Annotated in this window: 27 protein-coding genes and 1 tRNA gene; 11 read left to right on the forward strand and 17 right to left on the reverse strand. The window is 67.5% G+C overall.

What is annotated here, in order from left to right:
- Positions 1-16: 16 nt before the first annotated feature.
- The 7 genes from mnhG to PSA7680_RS00960 are packed head-to-tail and all read right to left on the reverse strand — an operon-like array spanning position 17 to position 5,773.
- The gene (mnhG, locus tag PSA7680_RS00930; protein ID WP_085866776.1) at positions 17-352 is read right to left on the reverse strand and encodes a monovalent cation/H(+) antiporter subunit G; all 336 of its coding nucleotides are present in this window, start codon (positions 350-352) and stop codon (positions 17-19) included.
- On the reverse strand, positions 352-720 hold the full coding sequence (locus PSA7680_RS00935; protein ID WP_085866777.1) for an MrpF/PhaF family protein: 369 nt from the start codon (positions 718-720) through the stop codon (positions 352-354). Before PSA7680_RS00935 ends, mnhG begins: the two co-directional genes overlap by 1 nt.
- Positions 717-1,196: a Na+/H+ antiporter subunit E gene (locus tag PSA7680_RS00940; protein ID WP_085866778.1), complete on the reverse strand. Its 480-nt coding sequence runs from the start codon at positions 1,194-1,196 to the stop codon at positions 717-719. Before PSA7680_RS00940 ends, PSA7680_RS00935 begins: the two co-directional genes overlap by 4 nt.
- Positions 1,193-2,704 (reverse strand): Na+/H+ antiporter subunit D, encoded by a 1,512-nt coding sequence (locus PSA7680_RS00945; protein ID WP_085866779.1) that lies wholly within the window; start codon positions 2,702-2,704, stop codon positions 1,193-1,195. The genes PSA7680_RS00940 and PSA7680_RS00945 overlap by 4 nt, the downstream gene beginning before the upstream one ends.
- Positions 2,701-3,063 carry a Na+/H+ antiporter subunit C gene (locus PSA7680_RS00950; protein WP_085866780.1) on the reverse strand — a complete coding sequence of 121 codons (363 nt, stop codon included), beginning with the start codon at positions 3,061-3,063 and terminating at the stop codon, positions 2,701-2,703. Before PSA7680_RS00950 ends, PSA7680_RS00945 begins: the two co-directional genes overlap by 4 nt.
- Before the next feature lie 2 nt (positions 3,064-3,065).
- Positions 3,066-3,485, reverse strand: a complete 420-nt coding sequence (locus PSA7680_RS00955) for a Na+/H+ antiporter subunit B (protein ID WP_085866781.1) — start codon at positions 3,483-3,485, stop codon at positions 3,066-3,068.
- Positions 3,482-5,773 (reverse strand): putative monovalent cation/H+ antiporter subunit A, encoded by a 2,292-nt coding sequence (locus PSA7680_RS00960; RefSeq protein ID WP_085866782.1) that lies wholly within the window; start codon positions 5,771-5,773, stop codon positions 3,482-3,484. Before PSA7680_RS00960 ends, PSA7680_RS00955 begins: the two co-directional genes overlap by 4 nt.
- 242 nt (positions 5,774-6,015) lie before the next feature.
- Here PSA7680_RS00960 and PSA7680_RS00965 point away from each other — a divergent pair, with 242 nt between their 5' ends.
- On the forward strand, positions 6,016-6,801 hold the full coding sequence (locus tag PSA7680_RS00965) for an ion transporter (RefSeq protein ID WP_085866783.1): 786 nt from the start codon (positions 6,016-6,018) through the stop codon (positions 6,799-6,801).
- 27 nt (positions 6,802-6,828) lie between these two features.
- Here PSA7680_RS00965 and PSA7680_RS00970 read toward each other — a convergent pair whose 3' ends face one another.
- Positions 6,829-7,590 (reverse strand): GNAT family N-acetyltransferase, encoded by a 762-nt coding sequence (locus PSA7680_RS00970; RefSeq protein ID WP_085866784.1) that lies wholly within the window; start codon positions 7,588-7,590, stop codon positions 6,829-6,831.
- 105 nt (positions 7,591-7,695) lie between these two features.
- On the opposite strand from PSA7680_RS00970, the gene msrB reads away from it, so the two are divergent.
- Complete coding sequence (gene msrB, locus PSA7680_RS00975; RefSeq protein ID WP_085866785.1) at positions 7,696-8,106, forward strand: peptide-methionine (R)-S-oxide reductase MsrB; 411 nt, start codon at positions 7,696-7,698, stop codon at positions 8,104-8,106.
- Between the two features lie 39 nt (positions 8,107-8,145).
- Here msrB and PSA7680_RS00980 read toward each other — a convergent pair whose 3' ends face one another.
- Positions 8,146-8,604: an outer membrane protein assembly factor BamE gene (locus PSA7680_RS00980; protein ID WP_085866786.1), complete on the reverse strand. Its 459-nt coding sequence runs from the start codon at positions 8,602-8,604 to the stop codon at positions 8,146-8,148.
- Positions 8,605-8,688: 84 nt separating this feature from the next.
- On the opposite strand from PSA7680_RS00980, the gene PSA7680_RS00985 reads away from it, so the two are divergent.
- The 8 genes from PSA7680_RS00985 to PSA7680_RS01020 all read left to right on the forward strand — a co-directional run bounded on the left by PSA7680_RS00985 (position 8,689) and on the right by PSA7680_RS01020 (position 14,236).
- The gene (locus PSA7680_RS00985) at positions 8,689-9,252 is read left to right on the forward strand and encodes a YceD family protein (RefSeq protein WP_085866787.1); all 564 of its coding nucleotides are present in this window, start codon (positions 8,689-8,691) and stop codon (positions 9,250-9,252) included.
- Between the two features lie 151 nt (positions 9,253-9,403).
- The gene (gene rpmF / locus PSA7680_RS00990; RefSeq protein ID WP_085866788.1) at positions 9,404-9,613 is read left to right on the forward strand and encodes a 50S ribosomal protein L32; all 210 of its coding nucleotides are present in this window, start codon (positions 9,404-9,406) and stop codon (positions 9,611-9,613) included.
- Between the two features lie 26 nt (positions 9,614-9,639).
- A complete protein-coding gene (gene plsX / locus PSA7680_RS00995; RefSeq protein WP_085866870.1) occupies positions 9,640-10,752 on the forward strand; it encodes a phosphate acyltransferase PlsX in 1,113 nt (370 codons plus the stop codon).
- Positions 10,749-11,720, forward strand: a complete 972-nt coding sequence (locus PSA7680_RS01000; protein WP_085866789.1) for a beta-ketoacyl-ACP synthase III — start codon at positions 10,749-10,751, stop codon at positions 11,718-11,720. Before plsX ends, PSA7680_RS01000 begins: the two co-directional genes overlap by 4 nt.
- An 87-nt stretch (positions 11,721-11,807) precedes the next feature.
- On the forward strand, positions 11,808-12,110 hold the full coding sequence (gene ihfA, locus PSA7680_RS01005) for an integration host factor subunit alpha (RefSeq protein ID WP_085866790.1): 303 nt from the start codon (positions 11,808-11,810) through the stop codon (positions 12,108-12,110).
- 20 nt (positions 12,111-12,130) lie between these two features.
- Positions 12,131-12,949 carry a MerR family transcriptional regulator gene (locus PSA7680_RS19050; RefSeq protein ID WP_085866791.1) on the forward strand — a complete coding sequence of 273 codons (819 nt, stop codon included), beginning with the start codon at positions 12,131-12,133 and terminating at the stop codon, positions 12,947-12,949.
- A 54-nt stretch (positions 12,950-13,003) separates the two neighbouring features.
- Positions 13,004-13,080, forward strand: a tRNA-Pro gene (locus tag PSA7680_RS01015).
- 73 nt (positions 13,081-13,153) lie between these two features.
- Positions 13,154-14,236, forward strand: a complete 1,083-nt coding sequence (locus PSA7680_RS01020; RefSeq protein WP_085866792.1) for a 2'-deoxycytidine 5'-triphosphate deaminase — start codon at positions 13,154-13,156, stop codon at positions 14,234-14,236.
- Positions 14,237-14,303: 67 nt separating this feature from the next.
- Here the strand turns inward: PSA7680_RS01020 and PSA7680_RS01025 are convergent, their stop codons facing one another.
- Both PSA7680_RS01025 and PSA7680_RS01030 read right to left on the reverse strand, forming a co-directional pair.
- Positions 14,304-15,359 (reverse strand): Hint domain-containing protein, encoded by a 1,056-nt coding sequence (locus tag PSA7680_RS01025; protein WP_085866793.1) that lies wholly within the window; start codon positions 15,357-15,359, stop codon positions 14,304-14,306.
- 147 nt (positions 15,360-15,506) lie between these two features.
- Positions 15,507-16,031 carry an Lrp/AsnC family transcriptional regulator gene (locus tag PSA7680_RS01030; protein WP_085866794.1) on the reverse strand — a complete coding sequence of 175 codons (525 nt, stop codon included), beginning with the start codon at positions 16,029-16,031 and terminating at the stop codon, positions 15,507-15,509.
- Between the two features lie 78 nt (positions 16,032-16,109).
- Here PSA7680_RS01030 and PSA7680_RS01035 point away from each other — a divergent pair, with 78 nt between their 5' ends.
- Complete coding sequence (locus PSA7680_RS01035; protein ID WP_085866795.1) at positions 16,110-17,315, forward strand: MFS transporter; 1,206 nt, start codon at positions 16,110-16,112, stop codon at positions 17,313-17,315.
- Here PSA7680_RS01035 and PSA7680_RS01040 read toward each other — a convergent pair.
- The 6 genes from PSA7680_RS01040 to argS all read right to left on the reverse strand — a co-directional run bounded on the left by PSA7680_RS01040 (position 17,242) and on the right by argS (position 22,864).
- Positions 17,242-17,457: a hypothetical protein gene (locus tag PSA7680_RS01040; protein ID WP_085866796.1), complete on the reverse strand. Its 216-nt coding sequence runs from the start codon at positions 17,455-17,457 to the stop codon at positions 17,242-17,244. The two genes, PSA7680_RS01035 and PSA7680_RS01040, sit on opposite strands and share 74 nt — an antisense overlap.
- A gap of 11 nt (positions 17,458-17,468) precedes the next feature.
- Entirely contained in the window at positions 17,469-18,155 is a 687-nt protein-coding gene (gene scpB / locus PSA7680_RS01045; RefSeq protein WP_085866797.1) for an SMC-Scp complex subunit ScpB, read from the reverse strand.
- A complete protein-coding gene (locus PSA7680_RS01050) occupies positions 18,148-18,945 on the reverse strand; it encodes a segregation and condensation protein A (protein WP_085866798.1) in 798 nt (265 codons plus the stop codon). The genes scpB and PSA7680_RS01050 overlap by 8 nt, the downstream gene beginning before the upstream one ends.
- Positions 18,942-19,949: a beta-N-acetylhexosaminidase gene (gene nagZ / locus PSA7680_RS01055; RefSeq protein ID WP_085866799.1), complete on the reverse strand. Its 1,008-nt coding sequence runs from the start codon at positions 19,947-19,949 to the stop codon at positions 18,942-18,944. Before nagZ ends, PSA7680_RS01050 begins: the two co-directional genes overlap by 4 nt.
- The gene (locus tag PSA7680_RS01060; protein WP_085866800.1) at positions 19,946-21,040 is read right to left on the reverse strand and encodes an SPOR domain-containing protein; all 1,095 of its coding nucleotides are present in this window, start codon (positions 21,038-21,040) and stop codon (positions 19,946-19,948) included. Before PSA7680_RS01060 ends, nagZ begins: the two co-directional genes overlap by 4 nt.
- A 78-nt stretch (positions 21,041-21,118) precedes the next feature.
- Complete coding sequence (gene argS / locus PSA7680_RS01065) at positions 21,119-22,864, reverse strand: arginine--tRNA ligase (RefSeq protein ID WP_085866801.1); 1,746 nt, start codon at positions 22,862-22,864, stop codon at positions 21,119-21,121.
- Positions 22,865-22,909: the final 45 nt, after the last annotated feature.

A 22,909-nucleotide genomic window follows, 5' to 3' on the forward strand; every position in this document is an offset into this window, starting at 1 on the left:
TTCAGGCCGGCCCGGATCAATCGGGGACTTTCCAGTCCTCCGGGGTCATCTCCTTGCCGCGCCCGCGCCAGAGCGGCACGCCGGTGCGCACGGCGGCGCGGCCGATCATGTGGCTGCCCACCGGGGCGGTGAACAGGATGAAGGCCACCACGGCCACGACGCGGAAGGTCGTCGAGAGATCCCAGAAGGCGACGGCGCCGCCGGCGAGGATCAGGCCGCAGGCCAGCGTGCCTGCCTTGGTGGAGGCGTGCATCCGCACCAGCACGTCCGGCAGACGCAGCACGCCGAGCGCGGCGATGAAGGCGAAGAAGCCCCCCGACAGCACGAGGATCCCGGCCAGAACGTCCAGCATCACGCATCTCCTTTCGGGGTGGGCGTGGATTCATCGGCCGCGTCCACCACCTCGGCCAGGGTTTTCTGCAACCGCGCCTCCCGGCGGCGACGTTTCACCCGCCGCTCCGCGAAACGCGCCAGCGCCACCGTGGCGAGGAAGCCCACGAGCGCCATCACCAGCGCCACGTCGAGGAAGGTCTCGTCCCGCGTGGAGATGGCGAAGAGCCCGCAGAAGGCCACGATGAGGATCGTCATCATGTCGAGCGCCACCACCCGGTCGGGCAGGCTCGGCCCCTTCACCAGGCGGATGAAGCCAAGGACCAGCGCCAGAACGATCATCACGAAGCCGGCGTTCACCGAAAGGGCAAGAAATTCCTCGGACGTCATGTTTCGATGGCCTCCTTCACCCAGCGCTCCATCCCGTTCTTCAGCGTATCGCGCAGCGCCTGCGGATCCTCGCTGAACATGGCGTGCACGTAGAGCGTCTTGCGATCCTCGGAAACGTCGAGGCTCAGGGTGCCCGGCGTCAGTGAGATCAGGTTGGTCACCAGCAGGATACCGATTTCGGTGTCGATATCCAAAGGCACGTCCACGATGCCCGGCACCGAGTGCTGGGTCGGGGTCAGCACGTCCCACACCACCACCAGCGAGGAAACGATCAGCTCGTAGTGGAACATCACCAGCAGCCGCAGCCAGTAGTAGGCGCGCAGGAAGTAGAGGTTGGGCCCGCCCATGAGCGGCTGCAGCAGCCAGAGCACGGCGAACCCGATGCCATAGCCGGTGAAAAGCGTCAGCAGGCTGAAGCTGCCCGACCAGGCCGCCCAGATCAGGGCGAGCGTCACGTTGAAGAGAAACAGGTTCATCGCGTGCCCCCCTGCGTCACGCCCAGCACCGCCTGCACGTAGTCCGACGGATCAAGCAGCTGCCCCGCGGCCGATGTCGCGAAATCCATGAAAGGCTCCGGGTTCAGGCCGATCACCACCGTCAGCAGCGCCAGCCCGGCGATGGGCAGCAGCAGCGCGACCTGCGCGAAATTGGACAGGCTCTTCAGGCTCGGCTCGATCTCTTCGGGGTGCGGTTCCCAGAAGGCCTGCGCCCAGATCTTCGTCATCGAATAGATCGTCAGAAGCCCCACGAACAGCGCAACTCCGGCGGCCCACCACATTTCGATCTCCAGCGCCGCCTTGATCAGGATGAACTTGGCCCAGAAGCCCGACAGCGGCGGGAAACCGGCCAGCGAAAACGCCGGGATCAGGAACAGGAACGCCAGCACCGGCGCGCTCTTGTAGAGGCCGCCCATCTTCGAAAGCTCGGTGGAGCCGGTGATCCGCCGGGCCACGCCCGAGATCAGGAAGAGGTTGCCCTTCACGATGATGTGGTGGACGAGGTAGAACACGCTCCCCGCCAGCGCCAGCGGCGTGTAGAGCGCAAGGCCAAGGATCATGTAGCCGATCTGGCTGACGATGTGGAACGAAAGGATCTTGCGGAAATCGCTCTGCGCGGCCGCACCCAGAACGCCCGTGAGCATCGTCAGGCAGGCCACCCACAACAGGATCTGGTGGGTATAGGCCACGTCCTCCACGAAGATCAGCGTGAAGGCGCGCATCAGCGCGTAGACGCCCACCTTGGTCAGCAGCCCGGCGAAGACGGCCGAGACGGAGAAGCTGGGCGTGTGGTAGGCGGCGGGCAGCCAGAAGAAGAGCGGAAACAGCGCCGCCTTCACCCCGAAGGCCACCATGAACATCACCGCCACCACCGTCAGAAGGCTCTGGTTCTCCAGCTGCTGCACCGCGAGGCTCAGATCGGCCATGTTGAGCGTGCCCGTCATGCCGTAGAGAAAGCCGACGCCGGTCAGGAAGAAGACCGTGGAGACGAGGTTCATCATCACGTAACGGATGCCGGCGTCGATCTGGCTTTTCTTGCCGCCCAGCACCAGCAGGCCGAAGGAGGCTATGAGCATCACCTCGAACCAGACGTAGAGGTTGAAGAGATCCCCCGTCAGGAAGGCGCCGCAGACGCCGGCGATGAGCACCTGGAACAGCGCGTGATAGCCGAGGAAGACCTGGCGTTCGCTGATTTCGGCGCTGGCGTAGACGGCGACGGCCAGCGCGGTGATCGCGGTGATGACGACCATGACCGCGCTCAGCCCGTCGGCCACCAGAGTGATGCCGAAGGGCGCGGGCCAGCCGCCCATCTGCGCGGCGACCACGCCCTCGCGCAGCACCGTGGCGAAGAGCAGCAGCGAAACCGCCAGAAGCACGCCGGAGCCGATCACGCTGGCCCAGCGGCACCAGCCGGTGCGGCGCAGGAAGAAAGCGCAGATGGCCGTCAGGAAGGGGATCAGGATGGGAAGGGCGAGCAGCCAGCTCATTGCGCGGGCCCCTTCGGTTCGGCAGCGTCCATTTCGTCGGAGTAGAGCGTGCCCAGTGTGGTGTAGGCGCGGTAAACGAGCACCAGCGCGAAAGCAAAAAGGCCAAAGCCGATCACGATGGCCGTCAGCACCAGCGCCTGCGGCAGGGCGTTCGCCACGCCCTCGGCCGGCGCATAGGCGCCCTCCTTGATCAGCGGCGGGGCACCGGGCGTCAGCCGGCCGGCGGTGAAGATCGCGAGGTTGGCGGCGTTGCTGATCAGGATCAGCCCGAAGATGAAGCGCAGCACGTTGCGCGCCAGCATCAGGTAGACCGCCGCGGCCACCATCACGCCGATGGTTATGGCGAGAAGGAACTCCACCCTCAGATCTCCTCTTCCATGGCAAAGACCAGCATCAAAATTGCGCCTAAGACCACGAGGTAGACGCCGATGTCGAAAAGGATCACCGTGCTGACGGGAATACCCTTGCTGCCCTCGGTGGCCCCGAGGAAGAGCCACTGCCCGGTGAAGGGCGCATCGCGGAACAGCGCCGAGGCAAACGCCGACAGCAGCGAGGCCGCCAGCCCCGACATGGCGAGGCTCTGCGGATCCACCCGCAGCGTGGCGCGGGCCTCGCGCGTGCCGCAGGCCACCGCGTAGAGGATGAAGCCCGTGGCCCCGATCAGCCCGCCGATGAAGCCGCCGCCGGGCTCGTTGTGGCCGCGGAACAGCATGTAGATCGAGAAGACGAGGAGGATCGCGGCGAGATAGCGCGAGGCCACGCGCAGGATGAGCGAATTCATGACAGTTCCTCCTCTTCCTCGTCGCGGTCGCGGCTGCTGTCGGTGGTGCGCAGCAGCGCGTAGGCCGACAGCGCCGCCACCACGATCACCGCGATCTCGCCGAAAGTGTCGATGGCGCGGAAATCCACCAGGATCACGTTGACGATGTTGCGCCCGAAGGCCTCCGGCGCCGCCGTGGTTTCGAAGAAGTCCGTCAGGCGCAGATCGAGCGGCCCCTGCAGCACGCCGATCAGCACAGCCGAAACGACAACGCCGCAAAGCACGGCCAGCACCATGTCTTTCGGGCGCCTGTCATTCTTGCCGCGCTCATCGAGGAAGGGCAGGCTCAGCATCGCGACGGCCACCAGCACCACGACGAGGGTCTCCACCAGAAGCTGGGTGATGGCCACGTCAGGTGCGCCGAAGGAGATGAAGATCAGCGCCACCGCGATGCCCTGCACGCCGAGCGCGGCCACCGCCAGCATCCGCGAGCGCGAGGACGCGGTGACGAGCGCCGCCGCCACGATCAGCACGAGCTCCGGCCAGTGGCGCGGGCTGTTCATGTCGTCCAGGGCCACGCCGAGGTTCACCGCATCCTTCAGCAGCAGGGTGCCGCCCACCGCCACCACGAAGGTGGCGAAGATGGTGAAGAGGTAGCGTTGCAGGTTGCCCGATTGCAGGATGCCCGTCTGCCACTTGGCGGCGCGGTAGAGGGCATCGAGGATATTGTCCCAGCCGTTGTCGAAACTCGGGGTCGCGGCGTCGGCGGCTTCAAGGAAGCGGCGCACCGGGCGATAGAGCGCCAGCAGCAGCCCGCCGATGGCGAAGGTGGCGAGGCTGAGCATCAGTTCGGTGTTCACCCCCGCCCAGAGGTGCAGGTGCTTGGCCTTCTCCGCGTCACCGAGGATGGCAGCGACCGTGGGCGTGGTGAAATTGACCTCGGCCAACAGCGGCATCAGCCCGAAGGCCAGCCCCAGCAGCGCCAGCACCATCGGCCCGGCCAGCATGGGCCACGGGGCCTCATGCGGCTCAAGCGGGGTGTCCCCGCGCTTGCCCCAGAAGGGGCGCAGCGCCACGACGCCTGCCACCGCGAACATCAGCGCGTTGGCGGCCAGCGCCATGACGGTGACGAAGGTGGCGGCATCGCCCGCGGTGATCGTGTTGGCGTAGATCAGCTCCTTGCCGATGTAGCCGATGAAGGGCGGCAGGCCGGCCATCGAGAGCCCGGCCAGAGCCGCCGTGAAGGCGGTGAAGGGCATGAACCGGGCCAGCCCGCCCAGCAGATCGGCGTCACGGGTGCCGGTGCCGTGGTCCACGCAGCCCACCACGAGGAACAGCGCCGCCTTGTAGAGCGAATGCACCACGAGGAAGGTGGCAAAAGCGGTGATCGCATAGCCTGACGAGGGTGCAAGCAGCATGGTGAGCGTGCCAAGCGCCATCAGCGTGGAGTAGGCCAGCGCCTGCTTCAGATCGTCCTGCCGCAGCGACAGCACCGAGGTGAACACGGCGGTGACGGCGCCGAAGATGGTGAGAGTCCAGAACCAGAGCTCGGTGCCCGACAGCACCGGGTGCAGCCGCGCCATCAGGTAGACGCCGGCCTTCACCATGGTGGCCGAGTGCAGGAAGGCGGAGACGGGCGTGGGCGCGGCCATGGCGTTGGGCAGCCAGAAATGGAAGGGCACCTGCGCGGATTTCGTGAAGGTGCCGGCAAGGATCAGGATCAGGATCGGCACGTAGAGGCCGCTGCCCTTGATCGCCTCGGCCTGCGGCACGAGCTGGCTGATCTCGAAGCTGCCGCCGACGGCTCCCAGAAGGATCAGCCCCGCCAGCATCGCCAGCCCGCCCGCCCCGGTGAGCAGCAGCGCCTGAAGTGCGGAGCGCCGCGCCTTGGGGCTTTCGTTGTCGAAACCGATCAGCAGGTAGGAGGTGAGCGTGGTCAGCTCCCAGAAGACGAAGAGGCCGATCAGGTTGTCCGACAGCACCAGCCCCAGCATCGAGAGCATGAAGCTGAACAGGTAGAGCGCGAAGCGGCCATATTGCGGATGCCCCGCGAGGTAGCTGTTGGAATAGAGCAGAACGAAGGTGCCGATCCCCGAGATCAGCAGCGCGAAGGTCAGGCTCAGCCCGTCCACGAGGAAGGAGAGCGCCACCCCGAGGCTCGGCGCCCAAGCCCATTCCACACGCAGCGTGTCGCCGGCGGCGATCTGCGGCAGGAACTGGAGGAAGAAGGCGAATATCCCGGCGGACAGCAGCACGGGCAACCACCCGACGAACCCGTTGCCCTTCGCTTCATCGTGACCCGCGGCCATTCCGTCCCCATTCTCCTGCCCCGGTCTCGGCCGGGGTTGGTTGCGCGCGGCCGGATCGGTTTTCCGGCCTTTTCCAGTAGATAGGCAATTCCGGCCCGAACACCAAACGGGAATTTGCCGATTCTTTCATCATCCGGCGCTCCCTTGCCGTCCGTGCCTGCCAAACACGCGATTGCCCCTTGCGAAACGCGCCCGAAACACCGAGTTAGGCGCCTGACGGCCATTCTAGAGCGGAGATCCCCATGCGCGCCCGGCTTGCCCGCCTGATCCAGCACCCCTGGTTCGATCGCACGATCCTGACCCTCATCGTGATCAATGCCATCTGCCTTGCGTTGGAAACGGACGCTTCGGTGATGGAGCGATACGGCCCCCTGCTCCACGCGCTCGACAAGGCGATCCTCGCCGTCTTCGTGCTGGAGATCGGCGCCCGGCTGATCGTGGATTTCCGCGGCTTCTGGCGCGATCCCTGGCGCATCTTCGATTTCTGCATCGTCGCCATCGCGCTGATCCCAGCCACCGGCAGCCTCTCGGCGCTGCGCGCCTTCCGCATCCTGCGGGTGCTGCGGCTCGTCTCATCGGTGCCCGCCATGCGCCGCGTGGTGGGCGGGCTGCTCTCGGCCCTGCCCGGCATGGGCAGCATCGTTCTGCTTCTGGGGCTGGTTTTCTTCGTCTTTTCCGTGATTTCCACGAAACTCTTCGCGCAGGCATTCCCGGATTGGTTCGGCTCGCTCTCGGCCTCGGCCTACACGCTGTTCCAGATCATGACGCTGGAGAGCTGGTCCATGGGCATCGTGCGCCCGGTGATGGAGGTCTACCCCTACGCCTGGATGCTCTTCGTGCCCTTCATCATCATGACGGCCTTCACCGTGCTCAACCTCTTCATCGGTGTCATCGTGGACGCGATGCAGAGCGAGCACGAGGCCGCCGCGCGCGCCGAGCGCGATGCGATGATGTCGGAGAACGAACTTATCCTTCAGGAAATCAGGGCCTTGCGGGCCGAAGTTCAGGAAATGCGCGCCGGCAGGTGACGCCTGCGCCCCCGCGGACGGGGCGGCTCACCCGGCCGCGGCGCGCAGCAGGCGCTTGCGCGCCGCCGGGATCGCCCCGATGTCCAGCCCGGTGAAGACGTGCAACGTGTCGAGCTCGCGGTCCACCACCGCGTGATCCGAGACCCAGCCCCCCATCATCAGGTAGCTGCGCAGCAGCGGCGGCATGGCCCGCAGGCCCCGCTTCGGATCCGGCTTGCGCCGCAGCCGCTGGGCGAAGCGGAAGACATTGGGCGCCTTGACCTTGGGCCGCAGGCGCTGCGGCCCGAGGTGGCGCGCCTTCAGCAGCGCGAAAGCATCGCCGTAGGCCTCGGTTTCGGTGCCCTTGAAGGAGGAGCACCCGAACAGCATCCGCACGCCGTTGGCATCGACGAACCGCGTCAGCGCCGCCCAGGCGATGCGCGGGATGTCCGGGTCGGTGAGATCGGGATCCACGCAGAAGCGCCCCACTTCCACCATCGGCCCCTCGAACTCCGACAGGCCCGAAAGCTCGTAGTATTGCGCCGCGTAGCTGCGCGAGATCTCGGCCCCGCCCGCCAGCGGCAGCAGGCGGTAGCAGCAGACCAGCCGGCCGCTCTCGGCCTCCTCCACCAGCACGTGGCGGCAGAGGGGATCGAAGGCGTCGGCGTCCAGCCCCGCGCGCTCCGGTGCAGCCCCCTGCCCGGCGGAAGGCCGCGGGAAGGCCCGGTAGCGCAGGGCCTGCGCGGCGCGCAGATCCTGCTCCGACTGCGCGAAACGCGCCACGTAGCGGCCCTTGGAGATACGCGACATCGTGATCCCTCGCTGGCTTGGCGCCGGGGCGCCCTCGCCCTAAATTATGTTGCCAAAGCCCCTATCACACAAGATGTGACAGGCATTTGAAGGAGAGGGCCAGATATGGACAAGATCACCAAGTCGGACGCCGAGTGGCGCGCACAATTGTCGGACCTTGCCTACAAGGTCACACGCAAGCACGGCACGGAGCGGGCCTTCACCCACGAGGATTTCCCGAAAGGCCCCGGCGTCTACACCTGCACCTGCTGCGGCGCGCCGCTGTTCGGGCAGGACACGAAATACGATTCCGGCTCCGGCTGGCCCAGTTTCTACGCGCCACTGGAAGGCGCGCCCATCGGCACGCAGGAAGACAGGCGCCTGTTCATGCGCCGCACCGAGGTGCATTGCACGCGCTGCGACGCCCATCTCGGCCATGTCTTTCCCGACGGCCCCGCCCCCACCGGCCTGCGCTACTGCATCAACGGCGTCGCGCTCGGCTTCAAGCCAGAGGGCGAAACGGACCCGGAGGCCTGAGCGCCTCCGCGACCGCGCCGCCGGGGCCGGCCCGCGGGATCAGTTGCCGACGAGCTGGTCGGCGCTGACGTTGCCCACGCTGTTGATGATCTGGGTGATGAGGTTCACGTTGGCGATGTTGGTCTCGGTCACGCGGCGGTTCAGCGTCACCACGCGGCCGTTCTCGAGGCCGAAGCGCTCGATGTTGGTGATCACGCCATCCTCGGCGAAGGACACCGCCACGACCTGCCTGTCGATCACCTCGGGCGCGCGGAAGGCGAAGTGGCGCCAGCGCGAGCCCACGTAGAACCAGGAATCATCGCCCACCACGCCGGAGATCGTCGGCTCGCCGATGGTCTCGGCCAGCGTGTCGCGGGTATCGACGCCCACGGTGATCTCCGCGAGGTCGAGTTCGCTTGGCGCGAAGCCGTGGTTCTGGTAGGTGGCGGCGCAGGCGGACAGCATGAAGGCCACGCCAAGTGCCGCGATGCTTTTGCCGGCGATCCAGCCTTTGCGCATTCCGTCCCTCTTGCCTTGCCTTCGCTTGCCTCGTATCCGGCTTTACAGAAGGAATGGCACCGGTTCAAGAATGGATGACGTGAGATGACACAGCCTGAGCACGAAGGCCACGGCCCGAAACGGAGATGGGCTGTGGCGGAGCTTTCGCAGAAGAAACCCACCCGGTTCCGCTTCGAGCCCTCCCCCGAGGAGCGCGCGGCGCTGGCCGAGGAGATGGGGATCTCCGCGGTGCGCAAGCTGCGCTTCGAGGGCGAGCTGAAGCCACGCGGCAAGCGGGACTGGATTCTCGAAGCCCATCTCGGGGCCACGGTGGTGCAGCCCTGCGTGGTGACGCTGGAGCCGGTTTCCACCCGCCTCGAAGAAGACGTGCGCCGCCATTTCAGCGCCGATTGCGCCGATCCCGACGAGGAAGAGGTGGAACTGGCCGATGACGACGGCATGGAGCCCCTGGGCGAGGTGATCGACGCGGGCGCGGTGATGGCCGAGGCCCTCGCGCTGGCCCTGCCGCTCTACCCGCGCGCCAGCGGCGCCGCCCTTGAAGCGGCCCAGTTCACCGAGCCCGGAAAGGCCCCGATGACCGACGAGGAAGCGCGCCCCTTCGCAGCGCTTTCGGCCCTGCGCGACAGCCTGAAAAAAGGCGAAAATTAAGGGCTCAAGAAAACACTTGCGCTGGCCGTGAATCGCAGTATGTTCCCGGCCTCGTTTACATGATGGGTTGGACTCGGGCTGCGCGGTGGCGTATGTAGCCGAATAACCCGGGAAATCAGGGGTTCGCCCCTCCTAGCATCGAGGATGAGACATGGCTGTCCCTCAGAACAAAGTCACGCGGTCCCGCCGCGGAAATCGCCGCGCGCACGACGCCCTGGTTGCAGGCAACCCGGCGGAATGCCCGAACTGCGGTGAGCTGAAGCGCCCGCACCACGTGTGTGGCGCCTGTGGTCACTACGACGATCGCGAAGTTGTCGCCCAGGCCGATGAGATCGATCTGGACGAAGAAGACGCGGCGTAAGCCTGCGTAAGTTGCGCGCCCGGGACATGGCGACGGACACGAATACCACGCAGACCCCGGGTGCGCGTCGCACGATCATTTCGGTCGACGCCATGGGCGGCGACCGAGGCCCGGCGGCCGTTGTCGCCGGCATCGCGCAATCCGCCGAGAAGAACCCCGACATCGGGTTCATCGTTCACGGCGACGCGAAAGTTCTCAAAAAACTGATCGCCAGGAAGCGCGGCCTTGCCGAACGCTGCGAGATCCGTGACTGCCCCGAGGTCGTCACGATGGACGCAAAGCCCTCGCACGTCATGCGCAACGGCAAGAACACCTCGATGTGGTCGGCCATCGAAGCCGTCCGCAACGGCGAGGCCACGGTCTGCGTCTCCTGCGGCAACACCGGCGCGCTCATGGCGGTGTCGATGATCCGCCTGCGCAAGATCCCCGGCGTGAACCGCCCGGCGATCGCCTGCCTCTGGCCCTCGCGCAACCCCGGCGGCTTCAACGTGATGCTCGACGTGGGCGCCGACATCCGCGCCGATGCCGAGGACCTGCTGCAATACGCCCTGATGGGCGCCTCCTACGCCCGCAACGGGCTCGGCCTCACCCGCCCCCGCATCGGCCTGCTGAACGTGGGCACCGAGGAGCACAAGGGCCGGGCCGAGCTGAAGGCCGCCCAGGAGCTGATCGTCGGGAAGGCCGCGGAGGCCAACTTCGAATACGTGGGCTTCGTGGAAGGCGGCGACATTCCCTCCGACCGCGTGGACGTGATCGTCACCGACGGTTTCACCGGCAACGTGGCGCTGAAGACCGGCGAAGGCACCGCCCGGCTCATCAGCGAACTGCTGCGCGAGGCCTTCAAGTTCTCGCCGCTGTCGCGCCTTGCCGCCCTGCTGGCCCTGACCTCGCTCAAACGCCTCCAGAAACGGATCGATCCGCGCCGGGTGAACGGCGGGGTCTTCCTCGGGCTGAACGGCACCGTGGTGAAATCCCACGGCTCCGCCGACGCCACCGGCGTCTCCGCCGCCATCAAGCTGGCCTTCACGCTGGCCCAGTCCGGCTTCACCGAAAAGCTGGCCGCTCGGGTTGCATCTGCCGTAACGTCACGACATGATGCGCCGACTCCAGAGCAGCCAGCCAACGGTACAAAAGAATGACAACACGCGCTGTGGCCAAGGGGATTGGCCACTACCTGCCTGAACGCATCGTTCCCAACAGCGAATTCGAAAAGACCCTCGACACGAGCGACGAGTGGATTCGCAGCCGCTCCGGGATCGAGCGCCGCCACTTCGCCGCCGAGAGCGAAACCACCTCCGACATGGCCGTGAAGGCTGCCGAGGCCGCGCTGGCCGATGCCGGCATGACGGCCAGCGATCTGGACGCCATCGTCGTGGCCACCTCCACCCCCGATCTCACCTTCCCCTCCGCCGCCACGATGGTGCAGGCCAAGCTGGGCATGGAGCGCGGCTTCGCCTTCGACGTGCAGGCCGTCTGCGCCGGCTTCGTCTATGCGCTCACCAATGCCAACGCGCTGATCCTTTCGGGCCAGGCCAGGCGGGTTCTGGTGATCGGGGCCGAAACCTTCTCCCGCATCATGGACTGGACGGACCGCTCCACCTGCGTGCTGTTCGGCGATGGCGCCGGCGCGCTGATCCTCGAAGCCGAGGAAGGCGAAGGCACCTCCGCCGATCGCGGGATCCTCGCCACCGATCTCAACTCCGACGGGCGCTACAAGGATCTGCTCTACGTGGACGGCGGCGTCTCCACCCAGACGACGGGCCATCTGCGCATGGTGGGCAAGGAAGTGTTCCGCCACGCCATCGAGAAACTCTGCGCCACCGCCAACACCGCGCTCGAAAAGGCCGGGCTCACCGCGCAGGACGTGGACTGGATCGTGCCGCACCAGGCCAACCTGCGCATCATCAAGGGCACGGCCCAGAAGATGAAGATCCCGATGAGCCACGTGGTGGTGACCGTGCAGGATCACGGCAACACCTCGGCGGCCTCGATTCCCCTCGCGCTTTCGGTGGGCAAGGCCCGTGGCCAGATCAAGGAAGGCGATCTGGTGGTGACCGAGGCGATCGGCGGCGGGCTGGCCTGGGGGTCGGTGGTGATCCGCTGGTAGGGGCAAATGAACCTGCCTCGGCAAGTTGTTGATATTGACTCGGAATTTGCCCGCCCTCTATTCTGCCCGGATAGATAGGGGGATGTCATGAGTCCGAAAACGTTGACGCGTATGGATCTGAGCGAGGCCGTATTTCAGGAGGTCGGGCTCAGCCGGAACGAATCCGCACAGCTTGTCGAGAGTGTTCTGGAGCACATGTCCAACGCCCTGGTGAACGGAGAGACGGTCAAGATTTCCTCTTTCGGTACCTTCGGCGTGCGCGACAAGGCCGCGCGGGTTGGCCGAAATCCGAAAACGGGGGAAGAGGTTCCGATCCACCCCCGCCGCGTTCTGACCTTCCGTCCGTCCCACCTGATGAAGGAACGTGTGGCGGCGGGCAACAAGAAGTAAGGGCGCAGGGCACCGAGGGCATGGCCAAATCCGCTGACGCGTTCCGCACGATCTCCGAAGTCTCGGACTGGCTGGATACCCCGGCACATGTGCTGCGATTCTGGGAAAGCCGGTTTTCCCAGGTGAAACCGGTGAAGCGGGCCGGCGGGCGGCGCTACTACCGCCCCGCCGACATGCTGCTGCTGGGGGGAATCAAGAAACTGCTGCACGAGGACGGGCTTTCGATCAAGGAGGCCCAGCAGGTGCTGCGGGAGCAGGGCGTGAAGCAGGTGGCGCGGCTTTCGCGTCCCATCGACGACGAGGCCGCCCCTGCCCCGGCCGCCGACGTGAAATCCGCCGTTGACCGCGCGACCTCGGCCGGCGGCGCCACCGGGAACGCCGCGGCCGCCAAGGCACCTGCCGCCAAGCCGCGCATCCTCTCCGCCATGCCCGAGGCCGCCAATCTCTCCACCCCGGTGCAGGCCGATCTCTTCGCGCAGCCTGCCGCCGCGGAGACCGAGGCTGGCGCTGCGCCGGCGCCCTCGCAGGCCGCCGAATCCGCAGTCGCCCCCGATTCCCGCGCCGAACCGGGCACCGGCCCGGAAAATCCCACCGAGGGAACTCCGGCGCAGGCAACGGAGCCCGCGCCGGAGACCGCACCCGCCAGCGCAGCCGGGACCGTGACTCCGAGCGCGGGCAGCGGCGCCTTCCTTGAAGATCCGGCCCGGATTCTCGCCTTGCGCGACAGGCTCAGGGCCCGCCGCACAGGCGATGCAGCCGCCCTGCGTCCGCTCTATGAAAGGCTGCGCGCCCTGCGCGAAAACATGGACGCTCCGCTGGCTTCGAAGAATGGAAAATAACCGGGCAATTCGCCCTTGCCCCCGCCGCAAAAACCAGTATGAAGAGCCTCAAGTCGGGCTATGGCGCAGCCTGGTAGCGCGTCCGTCTGGGGGACGGAAGGTCGCAGGTTCAAGTCCTGCTAGCCCGACCAATTCAAACACGCCCGCACCTGCACATGCAGGCAGCGGGCGTTTTGCCTTCTGCTGATCGCTTTGGGAGGACCAATGAGCGGAACCGGCGTACTGCCCTGTCAGGCCATCGAAAAGATGATCGAATCCGGCACCTTGGCCGCCACTCCCGCGATCCTTCCCGAACAGGTCCAGCCCGCCTCGCTCGATCTGCGGCTGGGCACAGTGGCCTACCGGGTGCGCGCCTCCTTCCTTGCAGGGCACGGGCGCACGGTGGCCGAGCGGCTGGAAGAATTCGAGATGCACAGGGTGGATCTTTCCGGCGGCGCGGTGCTGGAGAAGGGCTGCGTCTACGTCGTGCCGCTGATGGAGCGGCTGGCCCTGCCCGAAGGCGTTCAGGCCGTGGCCAACGCGAAATCCTCGACCGGGCGCATGGATCTTCTGACCCGCACCATCACCGACGGCGGGGTGGAGTTCGACCGTATCGCGCCGGGCTACGAGGGGCCGCTCTACGCCGAGATCTGCCCCCGCTCCTTCTCGGTGTTGGTGCGCCCCGGCATGCGGCTGAACCAGATCCGCTTCCGCCAGGGCCAGGCGGTGCTGTCGGACGACACCCTCAGGGCGATCCATGCCGAGGTGGGGCTCGTTTCGGGCGAGGCCCATATCGATGACGGGCTGGGCTTCTCGGTGGATCTGCGCCCCGAAGGCAGCGATCTGGTGGGATACCGCGCCAAGCCGCACACGGGCGTCGTGGATCTGGACAGGATCGGCCACTACGATCCGGCCGAGTTCTGGGAGCCGATCCATACCTCGGAGGGGCGCATCATTCTCGATCCCGGAGCCTTCTACATCCTCGTCAGCCGCGAGGCGGTGCATATCCCGCCCGACTGCGCCGCCGAGATGGCGCCCTACCTCGCCATGGTGGGCGAGTTCCGCGTGCATTATGCCGGCTTCTTCGATCCGGGATTCGGCCATGCCGCCGCCGGGGGCGCGGGCTCCCGCGGGGTGCTGGAAGTGCGCTGCCACGAGGCGCCTTTCGTGCTGGAGCACGGGCAGATCGTGGGGCGGCTCGTGTATGAGCGCATGGCCGAGGTGCCCACGCAGCTTTACGGCGCGGGGATCGCCTCCAACTACCAGGGCCAGGGGCTCAAGCTCTCCAAGCACTTCCGCACGCCCTGAAACCCGCCGCAAGCGCGGCGCGCGGCGCGCAGAATGCCCTCAGCAGGCCATCATCAGCAGGCCATCATCAGCAGGCCATCATCACCTGGGCTTCATGGCGCGTGGCCAGCCGTGCGGCCGGGGCGGAGCCCCTGCCCTCCGCCAGCATGGGAAACAGGCGCAGCAGCTCGTCGCGCACCGCCGCATCGAAAGCATCCAGCACTTCGGGGCCGGGGCGGAAGCTCTCCGTCCAGCTGCCTTCCGCGCAGATGATCTGGTGCTCGGCGCACATGATGTGGTGGTAGGTCAGCGGGCCTGCGGGCAGCACCGTGCTGATGCCCGGCATCCCGACGAGATGCAGCGCCGCCACCAGCGTGCGCTCCTCGCCCATCGCCAGTTCGGCGCGCCAGTCGTCGATCAGCATCCGGTGCTGCGGCGAAACCAGCAGGTCGCGCCGCGGCAGCCCGCCGCCGAGCGCCCCGGCGGCGATGCGCACCGGCCGCAGACCGGGCTGACGCGCGGCCTCCTCGCGGCTGATCTCGGCCTGGCCGACCCAGACGAGCGGCTGAAGCCCGTGCTCCTGCGTCATCACCAGATCGCCGGCGCGCAGATCCTCCACGCGGGTCATGCCGCGATCCGTCTGGATCAGCGTTCCGGGCAGGAAGCAGGGCGGCGTGGCGTAGGTGTCATAGCCCGTGGCCGTGCCGCCGGGGCCTTCGGCGGTGCCGACGACCGTGAGCGGCACGCCGATGGGCGGGAATTCCCCCGGCCCGCCGATGAAGGCCAGCCCTTCCACGGTGGCGTAGCTCGTCACCCCCGGCTCGTTGATGTTGAAGCCGATCAGCGTGTACTGGTTGCCGTCCGGATCCTCCACCGTCAGCGTGTATTCGGCCTCCACCCGGCGGCCGGCCGCGTAGGACTCGCCGTCGTAGGTGATGGCGTTGGTCAGCGTCTGGCTGTTGTCTGAATCGCCGAAGAAACTGTCGGTGTCGGTGATCGTCACCGGCTCCCAGGCGTTGGAGTTCAGCGTGATCGTCTGCCCTGCCAGATGCACGCCGCTGCCTTGGGAGAACCCCGAAAGCTGCTGGCCACCGGAGACGGTGATCTGGGATTCGGGAAGGGTATAGACGACGAATTCGGGCATGACTCACCTCTGCTGCTCTGTCGCAGATAGCGCTCCGAATGGGGCGAATCTATGATCCCGGCGGGGAAAGACGCTGAAATGTTACGGCAATTTGCCCCTGACCAGACGTCACCCACGCGGAGCGGGCGTACGCCGGGGCGCATTCGTTCACCGCAGCGTTTCGGCCTCTTCCAGCGCCTGCGTCACCTCCGCCTGCGGGCTGCGCTCCAGATGGGTGGAGAGCGCCACGTAGGTCTGGGTGGCGCGCACCTCGGGCAGATCGTAGATCCGCGACAGAAGCCCCTCCAGCGCCAGCGACGAGGCCACGCGGACCTTGATGATCAGGCAGGTGTCGCCGGTGGCGGAGTGGATCTCCTCCACCTCCGGCAGATCGGCCAGCGACATCAGCGCCCGCGTCTTGCCCCAGCCCTTGGTGGTGACGTGGACGAAGGCCAGCAGCGGCTTGCCGAGCCGGGCGCCGTCCAGATGCGCCACGGTGCCCCGGATCACCCCCTGCGCCTTCAGCCGCTTCACCCGCTCGTGCACCGCCGGGGCCGAGAGCCCCACGGCCTCGCCGAGCCGGGCAAAGCTCACGCTGGCGTCCCGCGCCAGCTCGCCTAATATCTTTCGGTCGGTGGCATCGATCTCGCGCGGTGGGAAGGCGCGTTTCTGAAGACTGTCTGTTTTTTGCATGCGCTGCCGTAATCCTTTTTGCCCGAAGCCTGTTCGGAGAATAGAAGCGATCACGTGATTTCATTCAAGGGATTCCCAATGGCGCGCGTCGTTCTTCTGCTGACTCTGACCGTGGGCGTGATCGGCTCCAACTCTCTGGTGCTCTCGCCCATCGCGGGCGCCGTGGCCGCGGGGCTGGGCGCGGACAGTGCCGCCGGCGTGATGATCGCCGCCGGCGTCTACGGGCTGGGGGTGGCGCTTGCCGCCCTGCTGATCGCGCCCCAGGCCGACAGGATCGGCGCCGACCGCGCCCTGCTGGGGGCAACCGTGGCCCTCGCCGCCGGGCTGGCTCTGAGCGCGCTGGCCGTCAACGTGGCCACGCTGTCCGTGGCGCAAGCGCTGGCCGGGATCGGCGCCGGCGTGGGCCTGCCGGCCGCCTACAGCCTCGCCGCCCACGTGGCGCCCAAGGGGCAGGAAAGCCGGGTGATCGGGCGGGTGCTGGCGGGCTGGACGCTCTCGATGGTGGGCGGGGTGACGCTCTCGGCCTTCCTCGCCGAGCTTGCCGGCTGGCGCGCCGTCTACGCGCTGCTGGCCGCCATGACGCTGCTCTGCGTCTTCGCGCTGGCGCGCCTGAGGCTCACCGTCCCGGCGCCGCGCGGCACCCCCACGCGCCCGGCCACCGCCCTGCGCATCCCCGGCGTGCGCCCGGGCCTCTACGCGGTGGCGATGCTGGGCACCGGCTTCTACGTGATCTACACCTTTCTCGGCGCCCATCTGGACGTGGCCCTTGCGCGCCCGGTGCGCGATTCCGGGCTCATCACCCTCTTCTACGGGGCCGGTTTCGCCAGCGCGATGATCCTCGATCCGCTGCTGGACCGCACCGGCCCGCGCCGCGGCCTCGCCATCGTCTTTTCGCTGCTGGCGGTGTTCTACGCGCTCTTCGCCAGCCAGATGGGGCACTACGCCGCCCTGCCCGGCTTCGCCTTCGTCTGGGGCGTGTTGCAGCACCTCGGGCTGAACCTCACCGTCAGCCGCCTCACGGCGATCGCCCCGGCGCAGCGCGGGGCCATCATGGGGCTGAACTCGACGGTGATGTATCTGAGCGTCTTCGCGGCCTCGCTGGCCGGGGAGCGGCTCTTTGCCCTCGGGGGCCTGCCGCTCTGCGCGCTGGTGGCGGCGGGGCTGGCGGTGCTGGGCCTGTGCGAAACGCTCTGGGCGCGGCGACAGGCGCTCAGAAGCGGTTCACCCGCCGGGCCATCCGCGCCGCCTTGCGCGCCTGACGCGCCCCTTTCCGGGCGTTCTTGATCTGCTTGCGCTCTTCAGGCGTCATCTCTTCGGGGCGCTTGCCCTTGCCGAGGGTGGCGTCGATCCCCTTGTTCACGCCCATGTTGATGAAGCGCCCGATGAAGGGGCGCAGCAACATGCGGATCATCTGTTCGGGCTTCATCGGATCTCTCCTCAATCCTCGAATAGTTCGCTCTGGCCCTCCATCGGCTCCAGATCCTCGTCCTCGTCCCTGTCCGGTGCGCCGGGCATGCTGGAGGGCAGCGGGCGGTTGTCCAACAGGCCGGCGGCGCGCAGATCCTTGAGCCCCGGCAGATCGCGCGCGCTTTCCAGCGCGAAGTGATCGAGGAACCCCTGCGTGACGACGAAGGTGACCGGCCTGCCCGGAGTCATACGCCGTCGGCCGAAGCGAATCCAATCCATTTCGATCAATTGATCGATGGTGCCCCGGCTCACCGAGACGCCGCGGATCTCCTCGATCTCGGCGCGGGTCACCGGCTGGTGGTAGGCGATGATGGCCAGGGTCTCGATGGCCGCGCGCGAGAGCTTGCGGATCTCCACCGTTTCCTTCTGCATCAGGAAACCGAGATCGGGCGCGGTGCGGATGGCCCAGTTGTCGCCCACCTTCACCACGCGCACGCCGCGCCCTTCGTAGCGCTTGCGCAGGCGTTGCAGGGCCTCGGCGGGATCGCATCCGTGGGGCATGCGGCTTTCCAGTTCCTTCACGCTCACCGGCTCGGCGGTGGCGAAAAGGATGGCTTCCACCATGCGCTCCTGCTCGCCCATCGGCGGGGCTTCGAACAGGCTTTTCTCTTTTTCGTCAGATTCTTGCGCGGCGGAGTTCTCGTGATCTTCAGCCATCTGGGTTCGCTTTCCTGCGCAGTTGGATCGGCGCGAATATTTCGGATTGTCGGATTTCGGCCTGGCCGGATTTCACCAGTTCCAGCGAAGCGGCGAAAGTGGCGGCGGTGGCGGAGCGGCGGCGGGCCGGATCCTTCTCCCAGCCCTCGGGCAGATAGGCGGAAATATCCGTCCAGTCCCCTGCGTAGCCGATCAGCCCGCGCATCCGCTCCAGCGCCTGCTCCATCGTGAGGATCGCCTCGCGGTCCATCACGAAGGGGCGGAATTCGTCCTTGGTGCGGATGCGGGCGTAGGCCTGCATCAGGTCCAGCAGGGTGGCGGTGTATTTCACCCGGCGCACGCGGGTCATGTCTTCGGGGATGCCGCGGGCGAAGAAATCGCGCCCCAGCTGATCGCGCGCCATCAGCTTGGCGGCGCTTTCGCGCATCGCCTGAAGCCGCTCCAGCTGGAAGGCCAGATGCGCGGCCAGTTCCTCGCCCGACGGCCCCTCTTCGCTCGGGTCGGGTGGCAACAGCAGGCGGGATTTCAGGAAGGCGAGCCAGGCCGCCATCACCAGGTAGTCCGCCGCCAGCTCGAGCCGCAGCGCCTTGGCGCGCTCCACGAAGGCGAGATACTGCTCGGCCAGCTGCAACACGCTGATCTTGCGCAGATCCACCTTCTGGGTGCGCGAGAGCGTCAGCAGCAGATCGAGCGGCCCCTCGAAGCCGTCCACGTCCACGATCAGCGCCTCGGCCTCTAGGCGGGCCTGAACGCGGGCGCGTTCATCCTCGGCGAAGAAATCCTCGCTCATGGCGCGGGCACCCGCAACAGCGCCGCATGCTCGGCGCGCAGCGCGTCGAGATCCACCGGTTCCGGCGCGCGACGGGCCGCCAGCGCGGCCTCCGCGCGGGCCAGCGCGGCGCCTTCGAGCCGCCCGGCCTCGGCGGCGACGGCCTCCATTTCGGGCAGCTTGCCATTGCAATGCAGGATCATGTCACAGCCCGCCGCAAGCGCGGCGCGGGCGCGTTCAGCCACCGTGCCCGAAAGCGCCTCCATCGACAGATCATCCGTCATCAGGAGCCCGCCAAAGCCGATCTCGTCGCGGATCAGCCGCACCATCGCGGGCGAGGTCGTGGCGGGGCCGTCCGGCGCGATGGCTTCGAAGACGATATGCGCGCTCATGCCGAGCGGCAGATCGGCGAGCGCCTTGAAGGGAGCGAAATCCACCGCCTCCAGCGCGGCCCGCGGGGCGGAGACGCGGGGCAGTTCCTTGTGGCTGTCGAGCGTGGCGCGGCCGTGGCCGGGGATGTGCTTGAGCACGGGCAGCACGCCGCCCGCCAGATGGGCCTCCGCCACGACACGGGCCAGCTGCGCCACCTCGGCCGCATCGGAGGAGAGGCAGCGGTTGCGCAGCACCGGGTGCGTTTCGGGCGTGGCCACGTCTGCGCAGGGGGAGCAGTTGCCATCGATCCCCACGGCGCGCAGCTCGGCCGCGATCAGCCGGTAGCGAAGGAAGAGCGCGCGGTCCGCCGCGGCGCCGGCACGGGCGACCTCGTCGAGCGGAGGCAGCCACTCGCTCCAGTGCGGCGCGCGCATCCGCTGGACGCGCCCGCCCTCCTGATCGATGAACACCGGAACGTCCCGCCCCACGGCCTCGCGCAGATCGGCAGTGAGCCGGGCCAGTTGCGCCGGGCTTTCGACGTTGCGGGCAAAGAGGATGAAGCCCCAGGGCTGCGCCTCGGCAAAAAAGGCCTTCTCCGCCGCGGTGACGGCGAGGCCCTCGCAGCCGAAGATCACGGCCCCCTGCCCGCTCATCGGTAGATGACCGGGATGCATTCGGCCCCTTCCGCCTGCAGGGCGGAGCAGAAGCGGCGGGCGTCGTTGATGTCTTCGAAACCGGCGGCGCGCAGGCGGTAGAAGGTGCGCCCGGCGCGGGTGGCCTTCTCGATCACGCGGCTCTTGGGATCGAGGTAATCCGACAGCTCCGCGGCGAGCCGGCTCCACTCATTGCGGGCGGTGTCCAGCGACTCGAAGGCACCGAGCTGCACCAGGCTCGTGCCCGGCGCAATCTGCTCGACCGGCACTTCCACGGCGCCGTCGGCGGAGCCTTCTTCCAGATCCAGCGGCCCCTGCGGCGTGGCCTTCAGCCCGGCCGGGCGCGGGCGCGGCAGCAGGGAGCGGGCGACGCCGGGAATGCTGGCGGGGATCACGTCGGGGGAGACTGCGGCGATCTCAACGGCCTCCGCCGCGTCTTCCACCGCGGCCGCGGCGGGCGGCGTGGCGCCGGGGGCGACCTGCGCCAGCGGCTTGGCCCCGGCGGCGATCTGATCGGCCAGCGCGAGGATCGCGGCCGAGGTGCCATCGGCCGCGCGCGCGGGCGCGGCGGGCGCTCCGGCTTCGGGCGACACCGAAAGGGCGGCCGGTTGAGCATTGATATCAGCGGTGGCCGGGGCGGCGGCCACGGGCGTCTTCTCGCCTCGGGCGGTGCCTTCGGGCCGGGGCGCGAGGCCCGGCGTATCGGCGTCGATCACGTCCACGACCACGGGCGCCAGCGCCACCTGTTCAGGCAGATCCTCGGCCTCGCCTCGGGCCTGCACGGCGTTCACCGCGAGCCCGATGTGCTCGGCCAGCTTGCCGCCCGGATCATCCGGCGCCACCCGCATCGGCCCTTCCAGCGCGCGCACGACGGGCACGCCCGTCACGTCGCGCAGGGCCAGCCGGTAGCCCCAGAACCCGAGCCCGACCATCAGCGCGAGCGACAGGCTCGCGCCGACCCATTTGACTGCCTTGGATACCTGTTCCGCGGGAAGCACGCCGCCATCCTGCGCCGGGTGTTCCCCTGCCGTGGCTCCCGTGTTGAAGCCTGTGTTCAAGCCTGTGTCGAAGCCTGTCTCGAACTGCGCCATCTCGATGCCTCTTCTCCCCGTCACCACGCGGGGAACGGGGCCATTACCTGCCAGACACCGGATGTTGCGCCTTGTCGGTCAGCGCATTTCTTCCACCGGTGTCACGCCAAGGATACCAAGACCGGCGGAAATAACAACGGCCACGGCGCGGATCAGGGCGATTTTGGACTGGCTCGCCGCCTCGTCGCCTTCCTGGAAGAAGCGCAGTTCGGGCTTGTCGTTGCCACGGTTCCAGAGCGCGTGGAAATCGCTGGCCAGCTCGTAGAGGTAGAAGGCCACCCGGTGGGGCTCATGGGTGCGCGCGGCGATCTCCACGAGGCGCGGCCATTCGGCGATCTTCTTGGCCACGGCGATCTCGGCCGGATCGGTGAGGCCGGAGAGATCGGCGTTCAGGAGCGCGGCATCTTCCACGTTCATGCCGGCCTCGGCGGCCTTGCGCAGCACGGAGGACACGCGGGCATGGGCGTATTGCACGTAGAAGACCGGGTTTTCCTTGGATTGCTCCAGCACCTTGTCGAAATCGAAATCCAGCGGCGCGTCGTTCTTGCGGGTGAGCATCACGAAGCGGGTCACGTCGGGGCCGACCTGCTCCACCACGTCGCGCAGGGTGATGAAGGTGCCGGCGCGTTTGCTCATCTTGAAGGGCTCGCCGTTCTTGTAGAGCTTCACCAACTGGCACAGCTTGATGTCGAGCGGCACGGTGCCCCCCGAGAGCGCCGAGACGGCGGCCTTCATCCGCTTCACGTAGCCGCCGTGATCGGCGCCGAAGACGTCGATCAGGCTGTCGAAGCCGCGCTCGATCTTGGTGTAGTGATAGGCGATGTCGGGGGCGAAATACGTCCAGCTGCCATCGCTCTTCTTCACCGGGCGGTCAACGTCGTCGCCATGGGCCGTGGAGCGGAACAGCGTCTGCTCGCGCGGCTCCCAATCCTCGGGCGTCTTGCCCTTGGGCGGCTCCAGCACGCCTTCGTAGATCAGGCCCTGGCTCTCCAGCGCCTTGAGCGCGCCTTCGATCTGGCCGGTGCCGTAGAGGGATTTCTCGGAGTAGAAGACGTCCATCTCCACGCCGAGGCTGGCCAGATCCTCGCGGATCAGGTGCATCATCGCGTCGGTGGCGTATTCGCGGATGTCCTCGAGCCACTCGGACTCCGGCTTGCCCACGAGGCTGTCGCCGTAGACCTTCGCCAGCGCCTCGCCCACGGGGATCAGGTAGTCGCCCGGGTAGGTGCCTTCCTCGAAGGCCACTTCCTGGCCGTTGGCCTCCAGGTAGCGCAGGTAGACGGAGCGCGCCAGCGTATCGACCTGCGCGCCGCCGTCGTTGATGTAGTATTCGCGGGTCACGTCGTAGCCGGCGTAGTCCAGCAGGCTCGCCAGCGCATCGCCGAAGACGGCGCCGCGGGTGTGGCCCACGTGCAGCGGGCCGGTGGGGTTGGCCGAGACGTATTCGACGTTGACCTTCTCGCCCGCGCCCATGTCGGATTTGCCGAAATCGGCGCCCCGGCTCAGCGCGCCGGTGATGACGCCGTGCCAGACGGAGGGATCAAGCCGCAGGTTCAGGAAGCCGGGGCCGGCCACGTCGGCCTCGGTGATGCGCGGATCGGCGGCCAGCTTGCCCGCCAGCGCCTCGGCGATGTCGCGCGGTTTCATCCCTGCCGGCTTGGCCAGCACCATGGCGGCGTTGGTGGCCATGTCGCCGTGGGCCGCGTCGCGCGGCGGCTCCACCGCGACGTTGGCGAAGTCCAGCCCCTCGGGCAGCGTGCCCTCGGCCTGGAGATCGGCCAGAGATTGCAGCACAAGCGTTCTGATTTCGGCAAAGAGGTTCATGTCGGCATCCTTTGATCTGCCGCGGGGTTTACCACCTTGGGCGGC

The sequence above is a fragment of the Pseudoruegeria aquimaris genome, from assembly GCF_900172235.1.
Taxonomy (GTDB): domain Bacteria; phylum Pseudomonadota; class Alphaproteobacteria; order Rhodobacterales; family Rhodobacteraceae; genus Pseudoruegeria; species Pseudoruegeria aquimaris.